This is a genomic window from Stenotrophomonas sp. (assembly GCF_031995405.1).
Taxonomy (GTDB): domain Bacteria; phylum Pseudomonadota; class Gammaproteobacteria; order Xanthomonadales; family Xanthomonadaceae; genus Stenotrophomonas.
Map to the genome: position 1 here is coordinate 1 of NZ_DAMAGC010000025.1, position 25,688 is coordinate 25,688.

The 25,688-nt window shown below is 67.4% G+C and carries 24 protein-coding genes; 15 read left to right on the forward strand and 9 right to left on the reverse strand.

Annotated features, from left to right (window positions below; translation table 11 throughout):
* Positions 1 to 174 precede the first annotated feature (174 nt).
* The 5 genes from RTO53_RS06450 to RTO53_RS06470 all read left to right on the forward strand — a co-directional run bounded on the left by RTO53_RS06450 (position 175) and on the right by RTO53_RS06470 (position 6,342).
* The gene (locus RTO53_RS06450) at positions 175 to 2,676 is read left to right on the forward strand and encodes a TonB-dependent receptor (protein WP_312237063.1); all 2,502 of its coding nucleotides are present in this window, start codon (positions 175 to 177) and stop codon (positions 2,674 to 2,676) included.
* Positions 2,676 to 3,797, forward strand: a complete 1,122-nt coding sequence (locus tag RTO53_RS06455; protein WP_312237008.1) for a phytase — start codon at positions 2,676 to 2,678, stop codon at positions 3,795 to 3,797. The genes RTO53_RS06450 and RTO53_RS06455 overlap by 1 nt, the downstream gene beginning before the upstream one ends.
* A gap of 26 nt (positions 3,798 to 3,823) precedes the next feature.
* Complete coding sequence (locus tag RTO53_RS06460; protein ID WP_312237064.1) at positions 3,824 to 5,176, forward strand: metallophosphoesterase family protein; 1,353 nt, start codon at positions 3,824 to 3,826, stop codon at positions 5,174 to 5,176.
* Between the two features lie 49 nt (positions 5,177 to 5,225).
* On the forward strand, positions 5,226 to 5,861 hold the full coding sequence (locus RTO53_RS06465) for an inorganic diphosphatase (protein ID WP_312237009.1): 636 nt from the start codon (positions 5,226 to 5,228) through the stop codon (positions 5,859 to 5,861).
* 79 nt (positions 5,862 to 5,940) lie between these two features.
* On the forward strand, positions 5,941 to 6,342 hold the full coding sequence (locus tag RTO53_RS06470) for a hypothetical protein (RefSeq protein WP_312237010.1): 402 nt from the start codon (positions 5,941 to 5,943) through the stop codon (positions 6,340 to 6,342).
* Between the two features lie 6 nt (positions 6,343 to 6,348).
* On the opposite strand, the gene RTO53_RS06475 is transcribed toward RTO53_RS06470, so the two are convergent.
* The 5 genes from RTO53_RS06475 to RTO53_RS06495 all read right to left on the reverse strand — a co-directional run bounded on the left by RTO53_RS06475 (position 6,349) and on the right by RTO53_RS06495 (position 9,833).
* A complete protein-coding gene (locus RTO53_RS06475) occupies positions 6,349 to 6,675 on the reverse strand; it encodes a hypothetical protein (protein ID WP_312237011.1) in 327 nt (108 codons plus the stop codon).
* A 40-nt stretch (positions 6,676 to 6,715) separates the two neighbouring features.
* On the reverse strand, positions 6,716 to 7,228 hold the full coding sequence (locus RTO53_RS06480; RefSeq protein ID WP_312237012.1) for a flavin reductase family protein: 513 nt from the start codon (positions 7,226 to 7,228) through the stop codon (positions 6,716 to 6,718).
* Positions 7,229 to 7,263: 35 nt separating this feature from the next.
* Positions 7,264 to 7,893 (reverse strand): superoxide dismutase, encoded by a 630-nt coding sequence (locus RTO53_RS06485; protein ID WP_312237013.1) that lies wholly within the window; start codon positions 7,891 to 7,893, stop codon positions 7,264 to 7,266.
* Positions 7,894 to 8,000: 107 nt separating this feature from the next.
* On the reverse strand, positions 8,001 to 9,128 hold the full coding sequence (locus RTO53_RS06490; RefSeq protein WP_312237014.1) for a catalase family protein: 1,128 nt from the start codon (positions 9,126 to 9,128) through the stop codon (positions 8,001 to 8,003).
* 126 nt (positions 9,129 to 9,254) lie between these two features.
* On the reverse strand, positions 9,255 to 9,833 hold the full coding sequence (locus tag RTO53_RS06495) for a hypothetical protein (protein ID WP_312237015.1): 579 nt from the start codon (positions 9,831 to 9,833) through the stop codon (positions 9,255 to 9,257).
* 143 nt (positions 9,834 to 9,976) lie between these two features.
* On the opposite strand from RTO53_RS06495, the gene RTO53_RS06500 reads away from it, so the two are divergent.
* Positions 9,977 to 11,392 carry a deoxyribodipyrimidine photo-lyase gene (locus tag RTO53_RS06500; RefSeq protein ID WP_312237016.1) on the forward strand — a complete coding sequence of 472 codons (1,416 nt, stop codon included), beginning with the start codon at positions 9,977 to 9,979 and terminating at the stop codon, positions 11,390 to 11,392.
* Positions 11,393 to 11,528: 136 nt separating this feature from the next.
* The gene (locus tag RTO53_RS06505; protein WP_312237017.1) at positions 11,529 to 12,224 is read left to right on the forward strand and encodes an OmpA family protein; all 696 of its coding nucleotides are present in this window, start codon (positions 11,529 to 11,531) and stop codon (positions 12,222 to 12,224) included.
* Between the two features lie 544 nt (positions 12,225 to 12,768).
* Here the strand turns inward: RTO53_RS06505 and RTO53_RS06510 are convergent.
* The gene (locus RTO53_RS06510; RefSeq protein WP_312237018.1) at positions 12,769 to 13,791 is read right to left on the reverse strand and encodes a LysR family transcriptional regulator; all 1,023 of its coding nucleotides are present in this window, start codon (positions 13,789 to 13,791) and stop codon (positions 12,769 to 12,771) included.
* 143 nt (positions 13,792 to 13,934) lie between these two features.
* Here RTO53_RS06510 and RTO53_RS06515 point away from each other — a divergent pair, with 143 nt between their 5' ends.
* The 8 genes from RTO53_RS06515 to RTO53_RS06550 all read left to right on the forward strand — a co-directional run bounded on the left by RTO53_RS06515 (position 13,935) and on the right by RTO53_RS06550 (position 23,522).
* Entirely contained in the window at positions 13,935 to 14,162 is a 228-nt protein-coding gene (locus tag RTO53_RS06515; RefSeq protein WP_312237019.1) for a hypothetical protein, read from the forward strand.
* Positions 14,159 to 14,932 (forward strand): SDR family NAD(P)-dependent oxidoreductase, encoded by a 774-nt coding sequence (locus RTO53_RS06520; RefSeq protein ID WP_312237020.1) that lies wholly within the window; start codon positions 14,159 to 14,161, stop codon positions 14,930 to 14,932. Before RTO53_RS06515 ends, RTO53_RS06520 begins: the two co-directional genes overlap by 4 nt.
* 91 nt (positions 14,933 to 15,023) lie before the next feature.
* Positions 15,024 to 16,226, forward strand: a complete 1,203-nt coding sequence (locus tag RTO53_RS06525; protein WP_312237021.1) for an efflux RND transporter periplasmic adaptor subunit — start codon at positions 15,024 to 15,026, stop codon at positions 16,224 to 16,226.
* A gap of 160 nt (positions 16,227 to 16,386) precedes the next feature.
* The gene (locus RTO53_RS06530; RefSeq protein WP_312237022.1) at positions 16,387 to 19,557 is read left to right on the forward strand and encodes a multidrug efflux RND transporter permease subunit; all 3,171 of its coding nucleotides are present in this window, start codon (positions 16,387 to 16,389) and stop codon (positions 19,555 to 19,557) included.
* Positions 19,558 to 19,582: 25 nt separating this feature from the next.
* A complete protein-coding gene (locus RTO53_RS06535) occupies positions 19,583 to 20,320 on the forward strand; it encodes an SDR family oxidoreductase (RefSeq protein ID WP_312237023.1) in 738 nt (245 codons plus the stop codon).
* Positions 20,314 to 21,744 (forward strand): efflux transporter outer membrane subunit, encoded by a 1,431-nt coding sequence (locus RTO53_RS06540; RefSeq protein ID WP_312237024.1) that lies wholly within the window; start codon positions 20,314 to 20,316, stop codon positions 21,742 to 21,744. Before RTO53_RS06535 ends, RTO53_RS06540 begins: the two co-directional genes overlap by 7 nt.
* A gap of 154 nt (positions 21,745 to 21,898) precedes the next feature.
* Positions 21,899 to 22,165 carry a hypothetical protein gene (locus RTO53_RS06545; protein WP_312237025.1) on the forward strand — a complete coding sequence of 89 codons (267 nt, stop codon included), beginning with the start codon at positions 21,899 to 21,901 and terminating at the stop codon, positions 22,163 to 22,165.
* Positions 22,166 to 22,265: 100 nt separating this feature from the next.
* A complete protein-coding gene (locus RTO53_RS06550; RefSeq protein ID WP_312237026.1) occupies positions 22,266 to 23,522 on the forward strand; it encodes a sorbosone dehydrogenase family protein in 1,257 nt (418 codons plus the stop codon).
* Between the two features lie 24 nt (positions 23,523 to 23,546).
* Here RTO53_RS06550 and RTO53_RS06555 read toward each other — a convergent pair whose 3' ends face one another.
* From RTO53_RS06555 to RTO53_RS06565, 3 genes are all read right to left on the reverse strand, one after another.
* Positions 23,547 to 24,413 carry an endonuclease/exonuclease/phosphatase family protein gene (locus RTO53_RS06555; RefSeq protein ID WP_312237027.1) on the reverse strand — a complete coding sequence of 289 codons (867 nt, stop codon included), beginning with the start codon at positions 24,411 to 24,413 and terminating at the stop codon, positions 23,547 to 23,549.
* Between the two features lie 122 nt (positions 24,414 to 24,535).
* Positions 24,536 to 25,204 (reverse strand): hypothetical protein, encoded by a 669-nt coding sequence (locus tag RTO53_RS06560; RefSeq protein WP_312237028.1) that lies wholly within the window; start codon positions 25,202 to 25,204, stop codon positions 24,536 to 24,538.
* A gap of 55 nt (positions 25,205 to 25,259) precedes the next feature.
* Positions 25,260 to 25,670: a g-type lysozyme inhibitor gene (locus tag RTO53_RS06565; protein ID WP_312237029.1), complete on the reverse strand. Its 411-nt coding sequence runs from the start codon at positions 25,668 to 25,670 to the stop codon at positions 25,260 to 25,262.
* Positions 25,671 to 25,688: the final 18 nt, after the last annotated feature.

Consider the following 25,688-nt stretch of genomic DNA (forward strand, 5'->3'; position numbering starts at 1 on the left):
GATTCCCCGATTCCCCAATCCCCAATCCCCAATCCCCAATCCCGCTTCGTCCCCCGGTGTCATGCCCATGCAACGTCGCGGACATACCGTGCTGACCCAATCTTTACACCGTTGGGGATAGCTGTGCAGAAGAAGCGTGCGTTGGGCCAGGCGATCAGCCTGTCGTTGCTGGTGATCGCCAGCCCGTCCGTGTTTGCGGTCGAGGCCGTCGAGGCCAGCGCCGTTGGCGCCGGGGCGATCGATCTGGACCGGGTCGAGGTGCGCCCGCAGCTGGAGTCGCAGACCCGCGCGGTCGACCTCAAGCGCAGCAGCGATGCCATCGAAGACGCCGTATCGTCCGATGCGATGGGCGTCTACCCGGACAAGAACGTGGCCGAATCGCTGCAGCGCCTGCCCGGCGTCAGCGTCACCCGCGACCAGGGCGAAGGCCGCTTCGTGGTCATCCGCGGGCTGGATGCCAACCTCAACAGCGTCAGTGTCGATGGTATCGCCATCGGCACCCCCGAGGATTCCAGCCGCGCCGCGCCACTGGACGTGATTCCCTCCGATTCGACCGAACGCCTGCGCGTGGTCAAGTCGCCCACGCCGGACATGCCCGGCGATGCCATCGGCGGTGCGATCCTGGTCGAGTCGGCGTCGGCCTTTGATCGCGAGGGGCGCAACCTGCGCGGCAAGATCGAAGCCAGCCACCAGCAGCTGTCCGGCAACACCAGCCCGAAAGCGGCCATCAACTACAGCGAAGTGTTCGCCGACACCTTCGGCGTGGCGCTCGGGGTGAACTACCAGAACCGCAAGTTCGAATCGGACAACACCGAAGTGGAGTACGGCGCGTTCGATGGCGGCGCCGACGATGACCTGTTCGCCAACAGCCTGCAGCGCCGCAAGTACGAGATCGAGCGCAAGCGCATCGGCGCCAACCTCAACCTGGACTGGCGCCCGAACGAGGACAGCCGCTACTATCTGCGCACGCTGTACAGCCAGTTCGACGACGCCGAAACCCGCCAGCGCACCATTTTCAACTTCGGCGACGGCGAGGTGACCGCACTGGGCAACCATCAGTACCGCATCGATGACCTGCCGGCCGATGCGATCCAGAAGCGCATGCGCTATCGCACCAAGAAGGAAAATACCTTCGCCGCCAGCCTGGGCGGCGAGAACCGCCTGAGCGGTGCCGTGCTCGATTACAAGGTCGGTTATACCCGCACCGAAGAGCGGGTCAACGACGAAATGGAAGCGCGCTTCGAGTACGCCGGCGATGACACCGGCGCAACCGTCGACCAGCGCAGCCGCGTCCCCGGCTTCACCCTCGGCGATGCCGGCTGGATGGACAACGGCAACTACGACTTCGACCGCATCGTGCTTTCGCCCAAGCGCGTGGACGACGAGGAACGCAGTGCACAGGTCAATATCCGTTTCGACGGCGACAACGCCAGTTACAAGTTCGGGCTGCTCGGCCGGTGGCGCGACCGCGACGTGGATACCGACGAGCGCGAACTGCGGGTCGGTCCGGACATCGCGTTGTCGGACTGGACCACTGCAAGCCCGGACCATCGCGGCGGCAGTCTCGGCCAGGGCATGAGTTCGGACGCCATGCGCCGTTACTGGGCCCAGCACGGCGCCCAGTACAGTGCGCGCCCGCAGGACGCCGGCGGCAACGCGCTTACCTCGCTGGAAGAGGACTACTCCGCCAGCGAGAACATCTTCGCCAGCTATGCGATGGGCACCTGGGATATCGGCGCGCTGCGCATCATCGGCGGCGTCCGCGTGGAAAACACCCAGTTCACCGCCACCGGCAACAGTGTCGATGTGGCCAGCAACGGCCGCAGCTACACGGTCACCCCGCTCAGCGTGAGCCGCAGCTACACCAACGTGCTGCCCGGCCTGCACCTGCGCTACGACGCCGGTGACGACTGGGTGCTGCGCGCGGCCGCCAACAAGACCGTGTCGCGGCCGTCCTTCGGCGACATCGCGCCGCGCGTCGGCCTGAGCCGGGGCGATGAGGAAGTGCGGATCGGCAATCCGCAGCTGGACCCGTACGAATCCAACAACCTCGATCTGTCGATCGAGAAGTACCTCGGCAGCACCGGCATCATCTCGCTGGGCCTGTTCCACAAGTCGATCGACGGGTACATCGTCAACACCGTGAGCAACACGGATCCGGCGTATCCGGGTTACGAGGTCACCCGCGTGATCAACGGCGAGAAGGCCAAGGTCAACGGCGCCGAGTTCAACTGGCAGCAGCAGCTGGCGTTCCTGCCGGCCGGCTGGGACGGGCTGCTGGTCGGTGCCAGCGGCACCTGGCTGGACACCGATTTCGATCCGGGCCTGGCCGGTCGCGAGCGTGACGACTTCATGCTGCCGCGTGCGTCCAAGCATGTGTACAGCGCGCACATCGGCTACGAGAAGGACGCCTTCAGCACCCGCCTCGCCGCGGTATATCGCAGCGAGTATCTCGACACGCTTGGCGACAGCCGCGCCTACGACATCTACGTGGCGCCCAACACCCAGCTGGATTTCAGCCTGGACTACAAGTTCACCCCGAACGTGAGCGTCTATTTCGAGGCGCAGAACCTGCTCGACAAGCCGCTGGAGTTGTACCAGGGCACGCGCTCGCGCACGTTGCAGATGGAAGAATACGGTCGCACCTATGCGCTCGGCCTGAAGGTGGCCCTGTGATGCGCGTGCGCCACGCCATCGGCCTGTTGAGCCTGGCCCTGCTGTCGGCCTGCCGTCACGGGGATGTGCCGGCAGCGGTCACGCCCGCCTCCGGCGGCAAGGCGGCCGTCTCCGCGGAAGCGCCGCGCGCGGTGGCGACCGTGGCCGAAGCCTTCCTGACCCCGATGACGCCGGCCGACAACATCGACTCGCCGGCCAGCTGGACCACCGCCGATGGCCGGCAATGGCTGATCGCCACGGCCAAGGCCACCGACAAACTGGTGGTCTACGATGGCCAGACCGGCGTGCATCTGCGCGACGTGGGCAGTACCGGCACCGCGCCCGGGCAGTTCGACCGTCCCAACGGGATTGCCGTGATCGACGACCTGGTGCTGGTCGTCGAGCGTGACAACCATCGCGTGCAGGTGCTGCAACTGCCAGACTTCACGCCGCTGGGCGTGTTCGCCGCCGCCGACCTGCGCAAGCCCTACGGGCTGTGGGTCAACAAGCAGCGCGAGGGTTACGACGTTTACGTGACCGACTCCTACGACGCCGGCGAGGATGCGCAGGGCAACGACGTGCTGCCGCCGCTGGCCGAACTGGACAAGCGCGTCCGCCGCTATTCGCTCAAGGTGGGCGGCGGCAGGATCGACGCGAGCCTGGTGTCCAACATCGGCGACACCAGCGAGGCGGGTGCGCTGCGCGTGGTCGAATCGATCTGGGGCGATCCGGCCAACGACCGCCTGCTGATCGCCGAGGAAGACGAAACCTACGCCAGCGAAATCAAGGTCTACACGCTGGAAGGCCGGTTCACCGGCACGACCTTCGGCCGCGACGCGTTCAAGGCGCAGGCCGAAGGCGTGATGCTGCGTACCTGCGGCAAGGACGGCTGGTGGATCACCACCGAGCAGGGCAGGCAGCGCAGCGTGTTCCACCTGTTCGACCGGCATACCTTCAGGCACGTCGGCGCGTTCCAGGGCAATACGGTGGCCAACACCGACGGCATCTGGCTGGACCAGCACGCCTCCACGCGCTTCCCGCACGGCGTGCTGTACGCGGTGCACGATGACCAGGGGGTAGTCGCCTTCGACTGGGCCAGCGTGGCCAGGCAGCTGTCGTTGCCGCTGGAGTGCGCACCGTGAGGCGCGCGCCCTTGGCCAGCGCGGCCGTGCTGCTGGCGCTGCTGCTCGGCAGCGCGACGGTGATTGCGAGGAATGCGGACACCGCCGCCGAACCGAACACGCAGGTGCCGGCGGGCAACCGCCATTACGCCGCTACCGGCTTCCCGGACCGGATCGTGGCCTCGCCGGCGCAGGACGCCGCGCGCGGTTTCGGCGTGTCCTGGCGGACCGACACGACAGTCGGCGCGCCGGTGCTGGAGTGGGTGCCGGCCGGTGATTCGCCCGACGTCGGCCGCGCCACGCGCATCACCGCCAGCACCCGCGCGCTGGACACCGAGAACGGCAGCGCGCATTACCACCGCGCCGATGTCAGCGGCCTGCAGCCGGACACGCTGTACCTGTGGCGCGTGCAGGGGCAGGGCACGTGGAGCGCCTGGAACCAGCTGCGCACCGCCGGCAGCGCCACCCAACCGCTGACCCTGCTGTACTTCGGCGACACCCAGAACAAGAACCTGAGCCATGTCTCGCGGGTGCTGCGCGCCGGCTTGAAGGCCGCCCCGCAGGCGCGCCTGAGCCTGTTCGCCGGTGACCTGGTCAGCGGCGGCGACGGCCAGGACGACAGCGAGTGGGGCGAGTGGTTCGCCGCCGCGGGCTGGCTGCCGCAGGAGACCGCCGTCGCTCCGGCGATCGGCAACCACGAGTATTTCGAGGAGTTCGAAGACACCCCGCAGGAGCGCCGGGTGCTCGGTCGGCATTGGCCGGTGAGCTTCGCGCTGCCGCGCAACGGCGTGGACGCGGCCGATAGCAGTACCTACTGGTTCGACTACCAGGGCGTGCGCATCGCGGTGCTGGATGGCACCTCGGCACTGGACCTGGGCACCGCGCAGGCGCAGGCGGTCTGGCTGGACAAGGTCTTGGCCGACAACCCGCACCCGTGGAGCATCGTGCTGCTGCACCAGCCGTTCTACTCGCCGCGCGAAGGTCGCGAGAACGCCGAACTGCGTGACGTGCTGCTGCCGGTGGTGCGCCGCCACCAGGTCGATCTGGTGCTGCAGGGGCACGACCACACCTATGGTCGTCGTGGCGAAGGGCAGGGCGCAACCCCGCAGTTCATCGTCACCGTGGCCGGGCCGAAGCAGTACCGGTTGTCCGATGCCGCACGTGCCAGCATGGCGCCGGTGGGCGAGGACACCCAGTTGTTCCAGGTGCTGAACATCGACCCGCGGCACCTGCGCTATGAAGCGCGCACCGTCACCGGGCGGCTCTATGATGGCTTCGAGCTGACCCGCGGCTCCGATGGCCGCAAGCACAAGACGGAGCTGACGCAGGGACGCATCGCCCCCCGTGACTGCACGCGGGCGCAGACCCTCAAGGGCCGCGCCGACCGTTGCTGGGAATGACCCCCGGGCCGGGCCGCCTCCACGCGCCCGGCCGCTGCCGGAGACCATGATGATCGACACGCGACGCGTAATTCCCCTGGCTGCCATCGCCGCCGCATTGCTGCTGGCGGGCGCCAGTGCCGCCACCAATGCGGTCCTGCACCCGTTCCTGGCGGCCCAACCCCGGGAAGCACCGGAAGAGGCCAACCTGGCGGTGGAGATCCCGGCCGGCAGCTTCACCAAGTATGAAATCAAGGAGGATGGCCTGGTCCATGTGGATCGCTTCCAGTCGATGCCGGTGGCCTATCCGGCCAATTACGGCTCGATGCCCCGCACGCTTGCTGGCGACAACGATCCCCTGGATGCGCTGGTACTCACCCGCGAACCGCTGCACCCCGGGGTGATCGTGCGCTTCCGCCCGATCGGCTTCCTGAAGATGGTCGATGGCGGCGAGCACGACGAAAAAGTCATCGGCGTGCCCACCGACAAACTCGACCCCACCTACGCCAACATCCGCGACCTGAAGGATCTGCCGCTGATCGAACGCCAGCGCATCGAGGCGTTTTTCCGGGTCTACAAGGACCTGCCCGAAGGGCGCAATCCGGTGCAGCTCAATGGCTGGGGCAATGCGGCCGAGGCGAAGGCGCTGATGCGCGCGTCGATGCAGCGTTTCGACCTCAAGCAGCAGCGCCAGAAGGGCGATTGAGCGCCGCGCGGGCGTTGTATGATCCGCGCTTCGGGTTCGGGGGAACGCAGCAATGGCGAAGGCGCGCTGGGTAGAGGGAATGGGGGTCACCTTGCTGGTGCTGGAACTGCTGTTGCTGGCCGTGCCGGTCACCGTGCTCGATGGTTTCGGCCTGCTGGTGCTGGCTTATCCGAACGCGCATCCGGACCACGCGCCGATGCTTGTGGGGGTGGTGGTGGCCACGGTGGCGCTGATCGGCTTCTGGCGGCTGACCTTCAGCTTCCTGCTCGATGGCCTCAGCCTGAAGCGCGTCCCGGCCTGGGCGCGCTGGAGTACCGGCAGCGGCGCGTTGCTGTGCCTGCTCGCCCTGCTGGTGGCCGCCCTTTTCGACCGGTTCACCGCCTGGGCGCTGGTGGGGGTTTTCGGCCTGCCGGTGCTGGTGCCGCTGGGGCATATGCTGGCAGTATCCCGGGGCCAGCCGACGCCACCGCCCTTGCCGTGAGCGGCGTCACTCGCGCGCTGCGACGGCCTTGTCCGCACGGCGTTTGAACACCGTCATTTCCTTCTCCGCCTGCTTGTCGCCGTTGCGGCGGGCCACCTCGATACCCTGCTGCCACGCCCGTGCCGCCGCATGCGCGTCGCCGGCGGCCAGCCACGCCTTGCCCAGCAGCTTCCAGCCGGCGGAGTAACCCGGGTCCTGCGCCACGCATTGGAGCAGGTGCGATGTCGCCCCTTGCGGATCGCCTGCATCGAGCAGGCCCTTGCCCAGGCTGAAACGCAGCAGCGCGTTGTCGCGTCCGCTGTCGAGCATGCGCTGCAGGGCGGCTATGTCCATGGCGGTGTTTTCGTGTCTTGGCGACCAGGGCAGGCAGGCGTCACGGCGTCGCGCGACCATCGATGCGTGCGTAGCGGCCGCGATGGTAGGCCAGGGCTTCGCCGGGTGCTGCGTCGAAATGCTCGACGCGCCCGACGATCAGCAGATGGTCGCCCAGTGCCACCGTGCGGTCCACCGCGCACAGCAGCCAGCCCACCGCATCGGGAACCCGCGGCGCCTCGCCGCTCAGATCCAGCAGGGCCACGTTGGCCGCATCACGTCTCAGCAGCGGATCGGCGAAACGCCGCGCGAGCGCCTCCTGCGCGGCGGACAGCACGTTGATGCCGAACCAGCGCGCTGCAGCGAAAACCGGCAGGTCGGCCGAACGGGCGCCGATGCTCCACGCGACCAGCGGCGGATCCAGCGACAGTGAGGTAAACGAATTGATCGTCATGGCGACGACGCGGCCCTCTACATCGCGTGCCGTGGCAACCGCCACGCCGGTCGGGTATTGCCCGAAGACGTGGCGCAGTGCAGCCGTATCGGGCCCGGTGGCGACCGGGGATGCTGCCATCGTGGCCTCCGCGTCGCGGACCGGACCCGGTTTCATCAGCGGCCGCCAGCGGCCTGGAAACGGCGCGTCACTTCGGCCCAGTCGATCAGGTTGAAGAAGGCGGCGATATAGTCGGGCCGACGGTTTTGGTAGTGCAGGTAATAGGCGTGCTCCCACACATCCAGCCCGAGGATCGGCACGCCGCCGGACAGGTTGGCGTAAGCGCCCATCAGCGGGCTGTCCTGGTTGGGGCTGCTCTCGACCAGCAGCTTGCCGTCACGCCCCAGCGTCAGCCACGCCCAGCCGCTGCCGAAACGGGTCTGCGCCGCCTTGGTGAAGGCGTCCTTGAAGGCGTCGTAGCCGCCGAGGTCACGCTCGATGGCGGCTGCCAGCGCGCCCTCCGGCGTGCCGCCGTCGGTGCCGAGCACGGTCCAGAACAGGCTGTGGTTGGCATGCCCGCCGCCGTTGTTGCGCACGGCGTTGCGTACGCCCTCCGGCAGCGCTGCGATGTCGGCAATCAACTGCTCGATCGGCGTTGCCTCGATGCCCGCATCGGCCAGCGCGGCGTTGAGGTTGGTGACGTAGGCCTGGTGATGGCGCGCGTGGTGGATTTCCATCGTCTGCGCATCGAAGTGCGGCTCGAGGGCGTCGTAGGCATACGGCAGGGCGGGGAGGGTGTAGGACATCGCAGACAACTCCGTGGAAAGAGCGGTCATGATCGGACCTGAAGCATGGTTGAGGTCAAGCACGGTGATGCGTTCGATTCATGATCCGACAGCGCGTGCGGCCTGCCTCAACCGACCGTGCCCGACGGCTCATGGATTGGGCAGCGGTTGAACTGTGCGCGGAACTGCCGCGATGCCGCCATCACGATGCGGCGGGCACGGTTGAGGCTGCCCAGCGGGCGGTGCGCCGCCAGGGCGTGCCACGGCGCGAAGGCAAGGCCGTCTTCGCGAGCTTCGGCATCGGCGCTCCACGCCGGCTGCGCGCCGACCACCAGGCGCCCGACCGCCACGAACGGACTGAGCGCTTCGGGCCAGACCACCGAGGCATCCTCGATCGGCATCTGTTCCAGATCACGGCACAGCTGCACCCGCAGCTCCCACTCGACCGGCGCATCGAGGTGTTCAAAGAAGGCGCCGATCGCCTCGCGCTGCGTATCGGCCGTCGATGCCAGCGGCTGACCGGTCAGCGCGAGCAGCGCGGGCGAGACCGGCACCCAGGAGAACTTGGCCATGTACGGGCCATACAGGAACGGGACCTGGGTGAAGAAGGTTTCGCCCAGCGGATGGTGCTGGGGTTCACCGCCCAGCGCCTTCAACGTCGCACTTTGGCCGCCTACCGCTTCCAGCACCGCTTCGGTGCCGCGCAGCGTGGCCGACAGCACCTGTTTGGTCCGCGGCATGCGTTCGGTGGTGGATGCCAGCAGCTTGGCCGAGCGCAGGAAGCCCTGGATGCCCGGCGTGCTGAAGGCCGGGCCGTTGACCATCAGGAAGTCCTGGCTGTGCTGTTCATCGCCGCCCTCCACGCGCGCACCGGGGACGTCCAGCAGCTTCACTGCCATCGCGCGGGGCGTGGACACGGTATCGGGCAACTGCTCGGCGGGCGGTGAGGACAGGCGCACCAGCGCGTTGTAGGTGCCGGCGGCGGCGAACAGGCCCTGTGCGAGCTCGGCCGGGAGCCCATCGAGCACCTGGAAGCGGCCTTTCAGCAGGGCGTGGCCTTTGGCGTGTACCGCGCGGTGTGCATGGCCTTCGTGCTCGGCCACGGTGCGGGCCATACCGGTGAACACCGTCGCCAGCTCGGCGATGGTGTCCTCCTCGTCGGGCTGGCGATGTTCAATGTCGGGCGAATAGACAACAGCAGGCGCGAACGTGGCCATGGCGGCATCCTCGTGGGTCAGGGCAGGGAGCCGGCGCATGACATGACCGTGCTTACGCCTTGGCAACAGCCGGCTGGGGCGGGGCAGGGCACCACCTTGGCGGGTGCGGCGTGCAGGGTGGGTGCAGGGCGCATGGCGTCCGCGCGAAGACGCGGCGCGGCGCGTTCACCACTCCAGCGTCTCGAAGAAGCGTTCGGCGGCGTCCTCATCGCCGAGCACCGTGGCCAGCGCCCGCAGCGCCGCGTCCCGGTGCGCCGGGCGCAGCGCGCCATCGTCGTCCTCCAGGTCGTCCCCGGCGTCGAGGTACACCGTGCCGATGGCGGCGAGGGCGGCAAGGAACGTCGCCAGGTCCTGCGTCAGCACCGAGGCCTCCCAGCGGCCCGCACCATGGAAGGCAAACAGGATCTGGCCGCTGTCGCGGTCGAAGATGAAGGGGTCGGCATTCTGCTCGGCGATCACCAGCCAAGCGTCCGGCCAATCGGTCAGCCGCTCACCGCTGTTGCCTTGCCACCGATAGCCGGCCTGCAGGGACCACAACCGCTGCAGGGGCGGGAAACACACGTTGACGCCCGGGATGTCGATGCCGACCGGTCCCACGTGGGCGTGCATGGTCTCGCCCCACGGGCCAATCTGCGCGTAGAACGCCGCCAACTCGCTGGGCAGCGCTATCTCGCCACGCCACAGCGCCGCCGACTGGGCATGCAGCGGGCCGAAGCGGGCGAAGGATGCGTACAGGGTGTGCATGGCCGATGTCGGTGCAGGGAAGGAGGCGAAGACTAGCCATCGCCTCGGCAAGGTACAACCGTATCGGCGCGGCCGCGACCGGCACCGTCTTTCACGCGTGCTGGCTATCATGCGTCCTGTTTCCTTTCCTCAGGACGGTCGTCGTGTCGCTAGCGCTGGTGTGGTTCCGCCGTGATCTTCGTCTGCAGGACAACCCGGCGTTGCAGGCCGCGCTGGACGCCGGACACGTGCCGGTGCCGGTCTACATCCACGCGCCGCACGAGGAAGGCGATTGGGCACCCGGTGGCGCCTCCAATGCCTGGCTGCACCGTTCGCTGGCCGCGCTCGATGCAGATCTGCGTGCCCGTGGCTCGTCGCTGGTGCTGTGTCGCGGCGACAGTCAGGCCGAGCTAGAGCGGTTGATCGCAGCGTCCGGTGCCGTGGCGGTGTACTGGAACCGCAAGTACGAACCGGCCACCCAGCCGCGCGATGCGAAGATCAAGCGCGAGCTGCGCGAGCAGGGCATCGAGGCGCAGAGCCACAACGGCAGCCTGATGCTGGAGCCGTGGGATATCACCACGCTGCAGGGCGGCCCGTACAAGGTGTTCACCCCGTACTGGCGTAACGCATTGACCCGCCTGCAGCTGCCCGCGCCCGTGCATGCACCGGCGTCGCTGCCTGCCCATCCGCTGCAGGGCGAGGCGCTGGACACACTCGGCCTGGCGGCACCGTTGTCGTGGGATACCGAATTCTGGACGCACTGGCAGCCGGGCGAGGCGGGCGCGCAGGAAGCGTTGACGGTGTTCATCGACGGGGCGCTCAACGGCTATCGTCAGCAGCGTGACCTGCCGGACCGGGTGGGGACCTCGCTGCTGTCCCCGCACCTGCATTTCGGCGAGATCGCGCCGTGGCAGGTCGTGCACCGGCTGCAACCGGAGCGCAGCGCCAGCCGCGATGCCGACATCGACGGCTACATCCGCGAGCTGGGCTGGCGTGAGTTTTCCTACCACCTGCTGCATCACTTCCCGCAGACCACCGACCACAACCTCAACCCGCGTTTCGACGGCTTCCGCTGGGCCGCGCCCAACGCGACGCAACTGCAGGCCTGGCAGCAGGGGCGCACCGGCATTCCGATCATCGATGCAGGCATGCGCGAGCTGTGGGCCACCGGCTACATGCACAACCGGGTGCGCATGCTGGTGGCCAGCTTCCTGTGCAAGCACCTGCGCCAGCACTGGCGGGAGGGCGCGCGCTGGTTCTGGGACACGCTGGTGGATGCCGATCTGGCCAACAACACCATGGGCTGGCAGTGGGTGGCCGGGACCGGGGCGGATGCGGCACCGTACTTCCGCATCTTCAATCCAGTGACCCAGTCGGAGAAGTTCGATCCGCAGGCGCGCTACATCACCCGCTGGGTGCCTGAGCTGGCGGCAATGCCGGTCAAGGCGCGCTTCGCGCCCTGGCAGCATCCGCACCTGCTGGCCGAACATGCACCGTCCTATCCGACCCTGCCGCTGGTGGATCTGGCTGCCGGGCGCGATGCGGCACTGGCGGCATATCGGCATACGGGCGGGGCATGAGCAGCGCCCGACAGGTGGGCTCAGAAACCTGAACGTGGAGGAGATGGCGGCGCGTGTCGTCATGTCGGCATCGCGTCAGGCTGTTTATGCTCTGTGCCGCTCGCACGCCGATAGACCGGTAACCAAGGAGAACATCATGATCCGACCCGCAACCCGTAACGTGGCCCTGGCCCTGATGACCGCCGCCGCTTTGTCGGCCTGCGCCACCGGCGGCTCGTACGTCCAGTCCGACCAGTACGGCAATCCGACCCAGCAGCAGAACAAGACCGGCCGCAACGCGCTGATCGGTACTGCGGTGGGCGTGGCCGCTGGCCTGCTCAGTGGCAACAGCGCTACCGAGCGCCGCCAGCACGCGATGATCGGTGCCGGCATCGGCGCGCTCAGCGGCGCGGCGATCGGCCAGTACCAGGACCGCCAGGAACGCGCACTGCGCGAGCGTACCGCCAACACCGGTATCGACGTGTCGCGCGATGGCGACAACCTGACCCTGAACCTGCCGGACGGCATCACCTTCGATTTCGGCAAGTCCACGCTGAAGCCGCAGTTCTACAGCTCGCTCAACGGCGTGGCCAGCACGCTGGCCGAATACAACCAGACCATGATCGAAGTGGTCGGCCACACCGACAGCATCGGCAGCGACGCGGTCAACAACCGCCTGTCCAAGGAGCGCGCCGATTCGGTGGCCGCCTACCTGACCGCCCAGGGCGTGCAGGGTGCGCGCATCGAAACCCTCGGCGCCGGCAAGGCGTATCCGATCGCCGACAACAGCACCGACGCTGGCCGCGCACAGAACCGTCGCGTGGAAATCCGCGTGATTCCGCTGCGTCAGTAACCTCGCGCGTTGTCGACGCTCCGGCCATGCGCCGGAGCAGAATGCCGCCTTTGCAGGCGGCATTTTTTTTGTTTCTCTTTCCATCGCTGTCGCAAGCACGATGTGCGCCGTAAGCCTTTTCAGATGCGGCGGTCGGTGGGTTCCTTTCCGGCGACGCCCTGCGGCCCCGCCTCCTTCCTTGTTTCGGCGGCCTCCTGCGAGTTGCCGAGCATGGCTCGGCACTACCCATGCGAGCCCAACGCCCGACATCGACCACCGTCGGAAAAGCGCGTCTTCCACCTGCGTACCGCAAGCCGCTACGGGGGCGCTCACGCGCGCGACAAGCCAGAACGAAGGCGGCACCGATCGACATGGCGTCCGGACTGCCTGGCTACACGCATATCGTGCCGCGCCATCTGCCAAGGCCCTTGCAACAGGACGCTCCCGAACCCGGCATGCTGCTACTGGTGCGCAAGGGAACGGGCGCGATATCGCGCAGGGCGTACGACAACGCCGCCCGGAGGCGGCGTCGTCAAGCGTGGCTCGACCGCACCAGGCGGCGCGGTCAACCGGCAGTAACCGTCTCCAGGATCCGCTTGCCGGTGGCCTGCAGTTCCTCTTCGGCCTGCGCGTTGTGCTGCTTGGCGTACTTGGCGTTGGGGCACTGGGCCAGCATGTAGTTGGCATCGAAGTCGAGCTTGGCGACCAGGAAGTCGACGAACGCGCGCACCTTCGGCGACACCAGCCGGCCGCCGGCGAACACTGCGTTGAAGTCCACTTCCGGCCCGGTCCAGCCGGCCAGCACGCGCCGCACCATGCCCGATTCGACGAAGGGTTTTGCCATCACATCACCGGTCAGCAGCAAGCCTTCGCCGCAGACCAGCGCGCCGTTCAAGGCCGAGGGGTCATTGGCCACCAGCAGCGGATTGACCGGGAAATCGCGCAGGTCGCCGCCGTTTTCGCCCAGTTGCCAGAAGAACCGGTTGTTGTTGAGGTTGCGCGCCTTGCGCATCGCCAGAATGCGGTGGAACTGCAATTCATCCGGATGCAGCGGCTCGCCGTAGCGCTCGATGTAGGCCGGGCTGGCGAACACCTGCGTGCGCAGGCTGCCGAGCTTGCGCGCCACCAGGTTGGAATCGGGCAGGGTACCCACGCGCAGGGCGAGGTCGGCTTCGCCGGCGATCAGATCCAGCTTCTCGTTGCCCAAGTGCATGTCCAGCTGGATTTCCGGGTATTGCGCATGGAATTCGCCCAGCAGCGGCGCGATCCAGGTGATGCCGATCGAATACGGCACGGTGAAGCGCAGCCAGCCACGCGGACCGGACTGCAACTGGTTGACTGCGCCCTCTGCTTCTTCCAGCTCGCGTGCGATGCGCTGGCAATGCTCGTGGTAGACCGACCCGGCCTCGGTCAGGCCCAGCCGGCGGGTGGTCCGGTGCAGCAGGCGCGCGCCGAGCCGCGTTTCCAGTTCCTGCACCTTGCGGCTGACGGTGGTCTTGGGCAGGCCAAGTGCAGTGGCTGCGGCAATGAAGCTGCCTTGCTCGACCACTTTGACGAAGATCAGCGTGTCGTTGAGATCGTGTGCCATGACGGGGTCCGAAGTCGGGGGAGGAGGTAGGGTGCCCGAAAGATTGTGCCGGGAACGGGATGATTATTCCCCTTAATCCGGACTAATCAAGTAGCAATTTGAGGACTAATCTGGCGCCATTCCCGAAACGAAGGACGTCAACCATGTGGTTGCGGAACATTCTTGGCCGCGTGCTCAGCGGCCGCAAGGCCCCGCTGGAACTGGCGATGACCGTAGAGAAGCGCCCCTCCGGCTTCTCCCACAAGGCTTTCCGTGAGTTCACCCCACCGGCCAACCTGCAGCGCGGCGGCAGCCTGCAGCTGGGCGCCCGTCATGGCGACCGACTGGGCCGGATTGGGATTATCCCGGCGGCGGGAGTGAAAGTCCCATGAGTGGGACGCTGGCCCCCGAGGTGTTGGTCCTGGGCGGCACGGGGAGTGTCGGCCAGGGCATCGTGGCCGCGCTGCTGGAGGCCGGCAGCCCGGTCCTGGTGGTCGGCCGCGACCCCGGCCGGCTGGCTGCCCTGCAGGAACAGTTCGCCGATGAGCCCGGGCTGGAAACGCTGCTCGGGTCACTCGGCGACGATGCGTCGGCCCGCACCGTGGCCGAGCGCATCGGCGTGCGGCGCCGCAGGCTGGCGGCCGTGGTCGATGCGATGGGCGGCCCCTACAACCGCGGCCGGGTGACCGACCGCACCGGCGATGCCTTGCTGCAGGCGCTGCAGGCCGACGTGATGCCGCACGTGCATGCCGGGCGCCACCTGCTGCCGCTGCTGCGCGGCGGCGCACACACCCTGCGTTACGTACTGGTCGGCGGCCCGGCCGGTTTCAAGCCGTGGGCCGGGCACGGCGAGTCGTCCATCACCATGTCCACCACGCGCATGTACGCGCAGGTGCTGCACCAGGAAGCGCAGGCGCTGGGTGTACGCGCGCAGATGCTGGAAGTGTGCAGCCCGGTGTGCACGCCCACCAACGCGGCCAACGCCTGCATCGAATGGCCCAGTGCGCTGCTGGTCGGGCGCCGGCTGGTGTCGTTGCTGGACAACTGTACGGACAACCGCGCCATCGTCCGCTGCGACGCCCGCGATGCGGAACTGCCGCGCGGCCTGCTGCACCTGGATTGGCCTCCCCCACCGTCGCGCAACGTCGCCGGCACCGCTTGACCTCTACCAAGGTTCAGGTCCCAGGCTACGCCACCCACGTCGCCCCGCTCCCAGATTTCGTATCACCACCCCCTCCGTACGGATGCATGTCATGACCTCCCAGAATTCCACCCCCTCCCGTATCACCCGACGGCTGGCCATGGCCGGCGTGTCGATCCTCGCCGCGGCCGTGCTGGCCGCCTGCAGTGGCGGTCACGCCGAAGAAGCCGGCATGCCGCCGCCGCCGTCGGTCAGCGCCGCGCCGGTGCTGATCAAGCCGGTCAGTCAGTGGGATGACTTCAGCGGTCGCGTCGAAGCCGTGCAGAGCGTCGAGCTGCGTCCGCGCGTGTCCGGCTACATCGACAAGGTCAACTACGTCGAAGGCGAGGAGGTGAAGAAGGGCGATGTGCTGTTCACCATCGATGCGCGCAGCTACCAGGCCGAGTACGACCGCGCCCGCGCCGAACTCGCCCGCGCCCGCACCCAGTCCACGCTGGCCCGCAGCGAGTCCGAGCGCGCCAAGAAGCTGTCCGACCAGCAGGCCATCTCCACCGAGACCTGGGAGCAGCGCCGCGCCGCGGCCGATCAGGCCGGTGCCAGCGTGCAGGCCGCGCAGGCCGCGCTGGATGCGGCGGCACTGAACCTGGAATTCACCAAGGTGCGTGCCCCGATCAACGGCCGTGCCGGTCGCGCGATGGTCACCGCCGGCAACCTGGTCACCGCCGGCGACAGCGCCAGCGTGCTGACCACGCTGGTCTCGCTGGACAAGGTGTTCGTGTACTTCGATGCCGACGAAGGCACCTTCCTGCGCTACGCGCAGATGGCGCGCAAGGGCGAGCGCCCGAGCGAGCGCGACAGCGATCTGCCGGTCAAGGTCGGCCTGTCCGGCGAAGACGGCTACCCGCATGAGGGCAAGGTCGACTTCCTCGACAACCAGGTCACCCGCAGCACCGGCACCATCCGCGTCCGCGCGCTGCTGGACAACGCCGACCGCACCTTCACCCCGGGCCTGTTCGCCCGCGTGCAGCTGCTCGGCAGCGGCCAGTTCCAGGCCATGCTGATCGACGAGAAGGCCGTGCTTACCGACCAGGACCGCAAGTACGTGTACGTGGTCGACAAGGACGGCAAGGCGCAGCGCCAGGACATCACCCTGGGCCGCAGCGCCGACGGGCTGCGCATCGTGCAGCAGGGCCTCAAGGCCGGGGACCGGGTGATCATCGACGGCGTGCAGAAGGTCTTCATGCCCGGCATGCCGGTGCAGGCCAAGGTCGTCGCCATGCAGCCCGTTGCCGCTCCGATTGTTGCACAGAATTGAAGAGCAGCCGACTGACCGTCGGCTCTACATAGCAGCCGGCTGACCGTCGGCTCTACCGTGTCTGCCATCGCCCCGTGCAGGGGAGCCCGTCACCGCTGTCGCCTGCGACAGCGGCCGGAGTCGTGCACGCCGGCGCTGGTGAAACCCCAGGAATCCACCCATGGACTTTTCCCGTTTCTTCATCGACAGGCCGATTTTCGCGGCGGTGTTGTCGATCGTGATCTTCGCCGCCGGCCTGATCTCCATTCCGATGCTGCCCATCGGTGAGTACCCGGAAGTGGTGCCGCCGTCGGTGGTGGTGCGCACCGTGTATCCCGGCGCCAACCCCAAGGTGATCGCCGAAACCGTGGCCACCCCGCTGGAAGAGGCGATCAACGGCGTCGAGGGCATGATGTACCTCAAGTCGGTGGCCGGCTCCGACGGCGTGCTGCAGATGACCATCACCTTCCGCCCGGGCACCGACCCGGACGATGCGGCGGTGAAGGTGCAGAACCGCGTCGCCCAGGCGCAGGCGCGCCTGCCCGAGGACGTGCGTCGACAGGGTGTCACCACCCAGAAGCAGTCGCCGACCTTCCTGATGGTGGTGCACCTGACCTCGCCGAAGGGCAAGTACGACACCCTGTACCTGCGCAACTACGCACGCCTGCACGTCAAGGACGCGCTCGCGCGCATCCAGGGCGTGGGCGACGCGCAGATCTTCGGCGGTGGCGACTACGCCATGCGTGCGTGGCTGGACCCGGACAAGGTTGCCGCGCGCGGCCTGACCGCCAGCGACGTGGTCGGCGCCATGCGCGAGCAGAACGTGCAGGTCTCGGCCGGCCAGCTCGGCGCCGAGCCGATGCCCAACAGCCAGTTCCTGACCCTGATCAACGCCCAGGGCCGCCTGCGCAGCGAAAAGGAATTCGGCGACATCGTGCTCAAGAGCGGTACCGATGGTGAAGTGGTGCGCCTGTCCGATGTGGCCCGCGTGGAACTGGGCGCCGGCGACTACACCCTGCGTTCGCAGCTGGACGGCAAGAACGCGGTGGGCATCGGCATCTTCCAGGCCCCCGGCGCCAACGCGCTGGACATCCGCGACGCGGTGATGGCCAGCATGGACGAAATGCAGAAGACCATGCCGGACGACGTCAAGTACGAGGCGGTGTATGACACCACCATCTTCGTGCGCGACTCGATCAAGGCCGTGGTCTCCACCCTGCTCGAAGCCATCGCGCTGGTCGTGCTGGTGGTGATCCTGTTCCTGCAGACCTGGCGCGCCTCGATCATTCCGTTGATCGCCGTGCCGGTGTCCATCGTGGGTACGTTCGCCGCGCTGTACCTGCTGGGCTTCTCGATCAACACGCTGAGCCTGTTCGGCCTGGTGCTGGCGATCGGCATCGTGGTCGATGACGCGATCGTGGTGGTGGAAAACGTCGAGCGCAACATCGAAGAAGGCCTCACCCCGCTGGCCGCCGCCCACCAGGCGATGCGCGAAGTGTCCGGGCCGATCATCGCCATCGCGCTGGTGCTGTGTGCGGTGTTCGTGCCGATGGCGTTCCTGTCCGGCGTCACCGGTCAGTTCTACAAGCAGTTCGCCGTCACCATCGCCATTTCCACGGTGATCTCGGCGATCAACTCGCTGACCCTGTCGCCGGCCCTGGCCGCGCGCCTGCTCAAGCCGCATGGCGCGCCGAAGGATGGCCCGAGCCGTCTGATCGACCGTCTGTTCGGCTGGGTGTTCCGTCCGTTCAACCGCTTCTTCAAGTCCAGCTCGGAGAAGTACGAGCGCGGCGTGTCGAAGATCCTCGGTCGTCGTGGCGCGGTGTTCGTGGTCTATGCGGTACTGCTGGTCGCCACCGGTTTCATCTTCAAGGTGGTGCCGCCGGGCTTCATCCCGACCCAGGACAAGCTGTACCTGATCGCCGGTGTGAAGCTGCCGGAAGGCTCTTCGATCGCGCGTACCGATGAAATGCTGCGCAAGGTTGCCAAGATCGCCCAGGAAACCGAGGGCGTGGCCCACACGATCTCGTTCCCCGGCTTGAACGCGCTGCAGTTCACCAACACGCCCAACACCGGTGTGGCGTTCATTCCGCTCAAGCCGTTCAGCGAGCGCCATGGCCGCACCGCCGCGCAGATCAACGCCGAGATCAACCAGAAGATCGCCGGCCTGCAGGAAGGCTTCGCGTTCGCGATGATGCCGCCGCCGATCCTCGGGTTGGGTAATGGCAACGGCTACCAGATGTTCATCGAAGACCGTGGCAACCTGGGTTACGGCGCGCTGCAGAATGCCGTCCAGGCGATGCAGGGTGCGGTGGCGCAGACCCCGGGCATGGCCTTCCCGATCACCAGCTACCAGGCCAACGTGCCGCAGCTGGATGCGGAAGTGGACCGGGTCAAGGCCAAGGCCCAGGGCGTGCAGCTGACTGAGCTGTTCGACACCCTGCAGACCTACCTCGGCTCGTCCTACGTCAACGACTTCAACCAGTTCGGACGTACCTGGCAGGTGATCGCCCAGGCCGACGGCCAGTTCCGCAACAACGTGGAGGACATCGGCAAGCTGCGCACCCGCAATGCTCGCGGCGAGATGGTGCCGATCGGTTCGATGGTCACCGTCAAGGAAACCTTCGGTCCGGACCCGGTGCTGCGCTTCAACGGTTACCCGGCGGCCGACCTGGCCGGCGAAGCCGACCCGCGCATGCTGTCCTCGGCCGAAGCGATGAACAACCTGACCGCCATCGCCGCCAAGGTGCTGCCGGTGGGCATGACCACCGAATGGACCGACCTGAGCTACCAGCAGGCCACCCAGGGCAAGGCAGCCTTCATCGTGTTCCCGGTGGCGATCCTGCTGGCGTTCCTGGTACTGGCCGCGCTGTATGAAAGCTGGTCGCTGCCGCTGGCGGTGATCCTGATCGTCCCGATGACCCTGCTGTCGGCGTTGTTCGGCGTATGGTTGACCGGTGGCGACAACAACGTGTTCGTACAGGTCGGCCTGGTGGTGCTGATGGGCCTGGCGTGCAAGAACGCGATCCTGATCGTCGAGTTCGCCCGCGAGCTGGAAATGGGCGGCAAGGGGATCGTGGAAGCCGCGCTGGAAGCCTGCCGCCTGCGTCTGCGTCCGATCGTGATGACCTCCATCGCCTTCATCGCCGGCACCGTGCCGCTGGTGCTGTCGCATGGCGCCGGTGCGGAAGTCCGCTCGGTGACCGGCATCACCGTGTTCGCCGGCATGCTGGGCGTGACCCTGTTCGGCCTGTTCCTGACACCCGTGTTCTACGTGGCGCTGCGCAAGTTCGTCAGCCGTAATGGCGGCGGGCAGCTGGTCACCCACGGCGAACCGACCATCCACCATTGATTCCTTCCCCCGCGAGGTTTTTCACATGAATACCGCTACCCAAAAGATCGCCCTGGTCACCGGTGCCACCCGCGGCATCGGCCTGGAAACCGTCCGCCAGCTGGCCCAGGCCGGCGTGCATACGCTGCTGGCCGGGCGCAAGCGCGACGTCGCCGTGGCCGAGGCACTGAAGCTGCAGGCGGAAGGCCTGCCGGTGGAAGCGATCCAGCTCGACGTCGGTGATGCCGCCAGCATCGCCGCCGCCGTGCAGACCGTCACCGAGCGCCATGGGCGCCTGGACATCCTGGTCAACAACGCCGGCATCCTGCTCGACGATCCTAAGCTGGCGCCGTCGGCGCAGACCCTGGAAACCTGGCGCACCACCTTCGACACCAACGTGTTCGCGGTGATCGCCGTTACCCAGGGGTTCCTGCCGCTGATCAACGCCTCGCCGGCCGGCCGCATCGTCAACGTGTCCAGCATCCTGGGCTCGCTGACCCTGCACAGCCAGCCGGGCTCGCCGATCTACGGTTTCGCCGTGCCGGCCTACAACGCCTCCAAGAGCGCGGTGAACGCCTGGACCGTGCAGCTGGCCTATGAGCTGCGCGAGAGCACCACCAAGGTCAATACCGTGCATCCGGGCTACGTCAAAACCGACATGAACGGTGGCGAGGGCGAGATCGAAATCAGCGAAGGCGCACGCTCCAGCGTGGGCATGGCGCTGATCGGCGCCGACGGCCCGAACGGCAGCTTCACCTATCTCGGTGAGGTGCTGCCATGGTGATCCGCCTGTTGACCGTGGCCGTGACCAGCGCGCTGCTGGCCGGCTGCGTCAGCGTCGGCCCCAACTACCAGGCGCCGCCGGCACAGCCGGTGACCCTGCAGGGCGCCGCCGCGCCGGTGTTCACCACCGCCTCGCCGGTCGCCAGCTGGTGGGCGCAGTTCGATGACCCGGTGCTGGAGCAGCTGGTGCATGACGCACTGGGCGACAACCTGGACCTGCGCATTGCGATGGCCCGCGTGCGTGAAGCGCGCGCGGTGTTCGTCGAACAGCGCCTGGACCAGTTGCCGCACGTCACCGCCGACGGCAGCTACGACCGCCGCAAGCAGCCCGACGCCACCGTCGGCGGCGAGCGGGTATTCAGCGAGACCTACCAGCTCGGCTTCGATGCCGGCTGGGAGCTGGACCTGTTCGGTCGCCAGCGCCGTGCTTCCGAGGCGGCGCGTGCCGACCTCGGCGCCGAGCAGGACAACCTCGCCGATGCGCAGGTGACAGTGGCCGCCGAGGTGGCGCGCAACTACTTCGAGCTGCGCGGCACCCAGAAGCGCATCGCGGTCGCCAAGCGCACCCTGGTCAACCTGCGTGATACCCAGCGCCTGACCGAAGCGCGCTGGGAACTCGGGGCAGGCAGCGAGCTGGACGTGCAGAGCAGCCGCGCGCGATTGAAGGCGATCGAAGCCGACATCCCGCTGCTGGAAGTGTCCGAAGTCCAGTCGCGGCATCGTCTTGCCGTGCTGCTGGGGCAGCGTCCGGATGCGCTGGATGCACTGCTGCAGCCACGCGAAGTACCGGCCTATGCCAAGCAGCTGCCGTTGGGTGACACCACCGACCTGCTGCGCCAGCGCGCCGACGTACGCAGTGCCGAGCGTCGCCTGGCGGCAGCCACCGCACGCGTCGGCGTGGCTACGGCCGACCTGTTCCCGCGCATCAGCCTCACCGGTTTCGTCGGCTTCCTGTCCGGCGATGCCAGTGGCCTGGTCAACGGCAACAACAAGGCATGGTCGATGACCCCGTCGATCAGCTGGGCCGCGTTCGACTTCGGCACCGTCAAGGCGCGCCTGCGGGCGAGCAAGGCGCAGGCCGATGGCGTGGCCGCCGAGTACGAAAAGGCGGTGCTGCTGGCATTGGAAGACACCGAGAATGCGTTGACCCGCTATGCCAAGCAGCAGGCGCGGCTGGGCATCGTCGCCGAGCAGGCGCAGGCCGCGCGGCGTGCCGAGCAGCTGGCGCAGATCCGCTACCGCGAGGGTTCGGAAGACTTCCTGACCCTGTTGGACGCCCAGCGCACGCAGCTGGCGGCCGATGACGCACTGGCTGCGGCCGAGTCCACGGTCAACGTCAGCGTGGTCGGTGTGTACAAAGCCCTGGGCGGTTGGGGCCAGCAGCAGGATGCAGCACCGCCGGCGGTGGCCGGCACGCTGCGCTGATCCGGCACGGGAGGGCGGCCAAACCGTCCTCCCGTGTGCTCTCCGTCAGAATTTGCCGTCATGCGAGATCAGTGAAGCGGCCATTGGCGTCTTTGCCACTGACTTCTCCACCAACCCGGGTGGTACAAAACTCCCCTTTCCAGGGAGACACCCGATGATCGAACGTGACCAGTGGCGGCCCGCCTCGACAGCGGCACGCGGCGCCCAGTCGGCGCTGTCACCCAGTGCATTGGTGCTGTTGATACTGGCGGCACTGGTGGTGGCGCTGGGGTTCGCCCGGCTTCCCGACACCCTGCTGGATATCGGCGTGGTCGTGGTCGGGCTGTTCATCGCCGTCGGCGCCCGCATCTGCCAGGCCCGTGACCAGCACCTGGCGTTGTGTCGAATGCTCGGCGAAGGTCACGCGCAACGCAGGCCTTGAGTCGCGCCGCGGTCGTCCGCGGTGGCGGGGCGGCGTGACGCAACGGTCACACAGGCTGCGCGACGCTGCCCATTCCCTTACCTGACGACGAGAACCGCCGATGCGCCCGACATCGCTCGCCGCCGCCTGCCTGCTGGCACTGGCCGCCGCTGCCACCGCACACGCCGCCGATCCCCTGGTCGGTCCCGGCGAACAGATCGCAAAGCAGTTGCCCAAACCGTATGCCACCCGGTCTGCCCAGCTCAACTCCAAGGTGATCGGCTGGCCGGAAGGCCGCACCCCGAAAGCGCCCGCCGGTTTCCAAGTAAGCGCGTACGCGCGTGATTTCGACAACCCGCGTTGGATGGTCCTGCTCGACAACGGCGACGTGCTGGTCTCCGAGGCAAAGACGGGCAAGAACAGCGCCAATCGCATCACCCTGCTGCGCGACGCCAATGGCGATGGCGTACCGGAACTGCGCAGCACGTTGCTGGCGGGCTTGAACCAACCGTTCGGCATGCTCCAGCGCGGCAACCAGCTGTATGTGGCCAACACCGATGGCGTGTGGGTGTACCCGTACCAGAGCGGGCAGACAAAGATCACCGCCAAGGGCCGCAAGATCCTGTCGCTGCCCGCCGGCGGCTACAACAATCACTGGACGCGCAACATCGTCGCCAGCCCCGATGGCCAGTACCTGTACGTGACCGTCGGTTCGGCCAGCAACAACGGCGAATACGGCCTGGAGAACGAGGCGCGCCGCGCCAACATCCTGCGCATCCGCCCCGACGGCAGCGGCGAAACCATCTTCGCCGCCGGCCTGCGCAATCCCAACGGTATCGCCTTCAAGAACGGTCGCATGTGGACGGCGGTCAACGAGCGCGACGAACTGGGCGACAACCTGGTGCCGGACTACATCACCGAAGTGCACCCGGACGGTTTCTACGGTTGGCCCTACGCGTATTACGGCGCCAACGAAGATCCGCGCCTGGCCGGCAAGGCGCCGGAACGGGTCAAGGCCACCCGCGTGCCGGATTTCGCGGTAGGCCCGCACGTGGCGGCGATGGACATCACCTTCTATGACGGCAAGGCGTTCCCGGCCCGGTACCAGGGCGGTGCGCTGGTCGGTCTGCACGGGTCATGGAACCGCGCGACGCTGTCCGGCTACAAGGTGCTGTTTGTTCCCTTCAAGGGCGACAAACCCAGCGGCCAGGTCGAGGACTTCCTCAGTGGCTTCGTGGTCGAGGGCAGCAGGAACGAGGTCCATGGCCGGCCGGTGGCCAGCCTGGTGCTCGAGGACGGCAGCGTGCTGGTCAGTGACGACGCGGGCAACACGGTCTGGCGGGTCAGCCACGCACCCAAGGCCACCGCCGCGCACTGAGGCGGTGGCCCATCGCGCCCGGGCTCAGCGCCTGGGCGCGGTCGGGAACACCAGTTCGGCCTGCACCGGGTAGTGGTCCGACGGCAGCACGCCGCCGGGTTTGTCATCCAGCGTGCTGAAGCGATCCACGCTGAAGCCGCGCACCAGGATCCAATCCAGTTCCACGGTCGGCTTGCCGGTGAAATCGTGGAAGGTCAGGCGCGGGCCGTCGACCTTGCCCGCAAGCTTGCGCGCATCGCCGAGCGCGGCGGTGAATGCCTGGTAGGTGGTGCTGCCCGGTTCACTGTTGAAATCGCCGGTGACCACCACCGGGATGTCCTTGGGCAGCGCGGCCAGACGCTCGACGATCAGCTTGGCGCCGAGCACGCGGCGCGGCTCGTCTTCCTCGCGGTAGGGCAGGTGGGTATTGAGCAGGTAGAAGCGCTGGCCGTCGGCCTGGCGCTGGAACAGCCCCCAGGTGACCATGCGCGGCATCAGGTTGCCCCAGGTGAAGCTGCCAACCACGTCGGGCGTATCAGACAGCCAGAAATTGCCCGATTCCACCAGTTTCAGCTGCGCACTGTCGTAGAACACGCCCATGTGCTCATCGCCATGGCCGCCGCGACGGCCTTCGCCGAACCAGCGGTAGTCGGGCAGGTGCTGGACCAGGTAGTCCGCCTGTTTCTCCACCAGCTCCTGGGTGCCAAAGACCGCCGGGTGCTGCTCGCGCAGCAGCGTCACCATCGCATCGCGACGGTCTTCCCAGCGCCGGCCGGGCTCGGTATCCACCGGCGTGCGTACGTTGAAGGACATCACCCGCAGCGGGGCGGACGTTTCGGCCAGTGCGTGGCCGGCGGGCAAGGACAAGGCGATCAGCGCCAGCAGTGCGGTACGACGAAAACGAGACAACATCGGAATCCCTCCATTCCATGAAAACGTTTGCCGAAGGGTCGCATGGAATGGCCGTGGCTGGAATTGCGTTCATTGGCGGTTGACCGGCCCTGCGCAGGTACGCGGCCGACGCGCATGCGACTTCAATTCACAAGCAGCGCCCAGCCGATCACGCTGTTGATCACGATCCCGAGCAGCAGCACCCACAGCGTGGACAGGATCGTGTTGGGCCAGGAGCGCTGCAGCGCCACCTTGAGCCAGCCGGCCTGCACCGCCGCATACCAGAGGAAGGCAAGCACCGACACCGTGAGGCCGATACGGGTCGACAGCTCCCCAGGCAAACGCACGAACACCATGCTGCTCGACAGGGCCACCGCGAAGGGCGCGGTGAGGTAGCACTGCATGAAGAAGGGGCGGCGCAGCGATTCGCGGGTCAACGGCGTCTTCTTGCGCCGCAGCATGTGCACGGTGGCGATCAATGGCCACACCGCGAAGGTGATCGAGCGGTACAGCAGCAGGCTTTCCTCGTTGCCGAACACCGTGCGCGACAACTGCCCGATGCCGACGATCTGCTGGTGCATCAGCAACTCCACCCCGTGCGCCACCAGCACCGCCAACATCAGGAACATTGGTGGACTGATCGCATCATCGAACTGCTTGTCCAGCTTCTGGGTCAGCTCGGTATTGACGTACTGCGCCATCCGCCGTGGATGCACGATCACCCGGTACAGCGTGCGCGGGAAAAACAGAAACCAGGTGCAGAGCTCGTAGAGGAACTCTTCCAGCGATCGAAGCAGTTTGAGGAAGTCCATCCGAGGGTCCCTTCGATCAAGGCGCCGACAGCGCCGGGCGGGCCCGGCCCTGCGTTCAGCGGATGGCGACGGTCAGCGTATGCGGGGCCTTCTCGCCACGGCGCGCCTGCGCACGCATCTGGTAGACCTGCACCACGTAGGTGCCCGAAGCGGGCAGGGTGCCGGACCAGCGCCGCTTGCCGTCATTGCTGCCCAGTGCCTCCCCCTCGCCGGGTACCACGCCCGGGGCGAACACATTGAAGTTGGCGTTGGCGCTGCCGCCCAGCGTTACCGTCATGGTCTGGCCGGCGCGTGCCGCCACCGTGTACTGGACCGTGTCATACCCCGAGAGCGTGCCGCGCAGCGTCGCGCTGCTGGCGCCCTTGACGAAGTGCACCGGCGTGGTGGTGACCTTGTCGGCGGCGGTGGCCAGGGTCGGGGCCAGTGCGAGCAGGGACGACAGCAACAGCAGGCGGAGCGGCTTCATGGCAATCCTCTCTGGAGC

Bases quoted from the DNA above. Each gene is read 5' to 3' on its own strand.
- RTO53_RS06455 (WP_312237008.1), top strand. From the start codon at position 2,676: ATGCGCGTGCGCCACGCCATCGGCCTGTTGAGCCTGGCCCTGCTGTCG.
- RTO53_RS06465 (WP_312237009.1), top strand. From the start codon at position 5,226: ATGATCGACACGCGACGCGTAATTCCCCTGGCTGCCATCGCCGCCGCA.
- RTO53_RS06470 (WP_312237010.1), top strand. From the start codon at position 5,941: ATGGGGGTCACCTTGCTGGTGCTGGAACTGCTGTTGCTGGCCGTGCCG.
- RTO53_RS06475 (WP_312237011.1), bottom strand. From the start codon at position 6,675: ATGGACATAGCCGCCCTGCAGCGCATGCTCGACAGCGGACGCGACAAC.
- RTO53_RS06480 (WP_312237012.1), bottom strand. From the start codon at position 7,228: ATGGCAGCATCCCCGGTCGCCACCGGGCCCGATACGGCTGCACTGCGC.
- RTO53_RS06485 (WP_312237013.1), bottom strand. From the start codon at position 7,893: ATGTCCTACACCCTCCCCGCCCTGCCGTATGCCTACGACGCCCTCGAG.
- RTO53_RS06490 (WP_312237014.1), bottom strand. From the start codon at position 9,128: ATGCGCCGGCTCCCTGCCCTGACCCACGAGGATGCCGCCATGGCCACG.
- RTO53_RS06495 (WP_312237015.1), bottom strand. From the start codon at position 9,833: ATGCACACCCTGTACGCATCCTTCGCCCGCTTCGGCCCGCTGCATGCC.
- RTO53_RS06505 (WP_312237017.1), top strand. From the start codon at position 11,529: ATGATCCGACCCGCAACCCGTAACGTGGCCCTGGCCCTGATGACCGCC.
- RTO53_RS06510 (WP_312237018.1), bottom strand. From the start codon at position 13,791: ATGGCACACGATCTCAACGACACGCTGATCTTCGTCAAAGTGGTCGAG.
- RTO53_RS06515 (WP_312237019.1), top strand. From the start codon at position 13,935: ATGTGGTTGCGGAACATTCTTGGCCGCGTGCTCAGCGGCCGCAAGGCC.
- RTO53_RS06520 (WP_312237020.1), top strand. From the start codon at position 14,159: ATGAGTGGGACGCTGGCCCCCGAGGTGTTGGTCCTGGGCGGCACGGGG.
- RTO53_RS06525 (WP_312237021.1), top strand. From the start codon at position 15,024: ATGACCTCCCAGAATTCCACCCCCTCCCGTATCACCCGACGGCTGGCC.
- RTO53_RS06530 (WP_312237022.1), top strand. From the start codon at position 16,387: ATGGACTTTTCCCGTTTCTTCATCGACAGGCCGATTTTCGCGGCGGTG.
- RTO53_RS06535 (WP_312237023.1), top strand. From the start codon at position 19,583: ATGAATACCGCTACCCAAAAGATCGCCCTGGTCACCGGTGCCACCCGC.
- RTO53_RS06540 (WP_312237024.1), top strand. From the start codon at position 20,314: ATGGTGATCCGCCTGTTGACCGTGGCCGTGACCAGCGCGCTGCTGGCC.
- RTO53_RS06545 (WP_312237025.1), top strand. From the start codon at position 21,899: ATGATCGAACGTGACCAGTGGCGGCCCGCCTCGACAGCGGCACGCGGC.
- RTO53_RS06550 (WP_312237026.1), top strand. From the start codon at position 22,266: ATGCGCCCGACATCGCTCGCCGCCGCCTGCCTGCTGGCACTGGCCGCC.
- RTO53_RS06555 (WP_312237027.1), bottom strand. From the start codon at position 24,413: ATGTTGTCTCGTTTTCGTCGTACCGCACTGCTGGCGCTGATCGCCTTG.
- RTO53_RS06560 (WP_312237028.1), bottom strand. From the start codon at position 25,204: ATGGACTTCCTCAAACTGCTTCGATCGCTGGAAGAGTTCCTCTACGAG.
- RTO53_RS06565 (WP_312237029.1), bottom strand. From the start codon at position 25,670: ATGAAGCCGCTCCGCCTGCTGTTGCTGTCGTCCCTGCTCGCACTGGCC.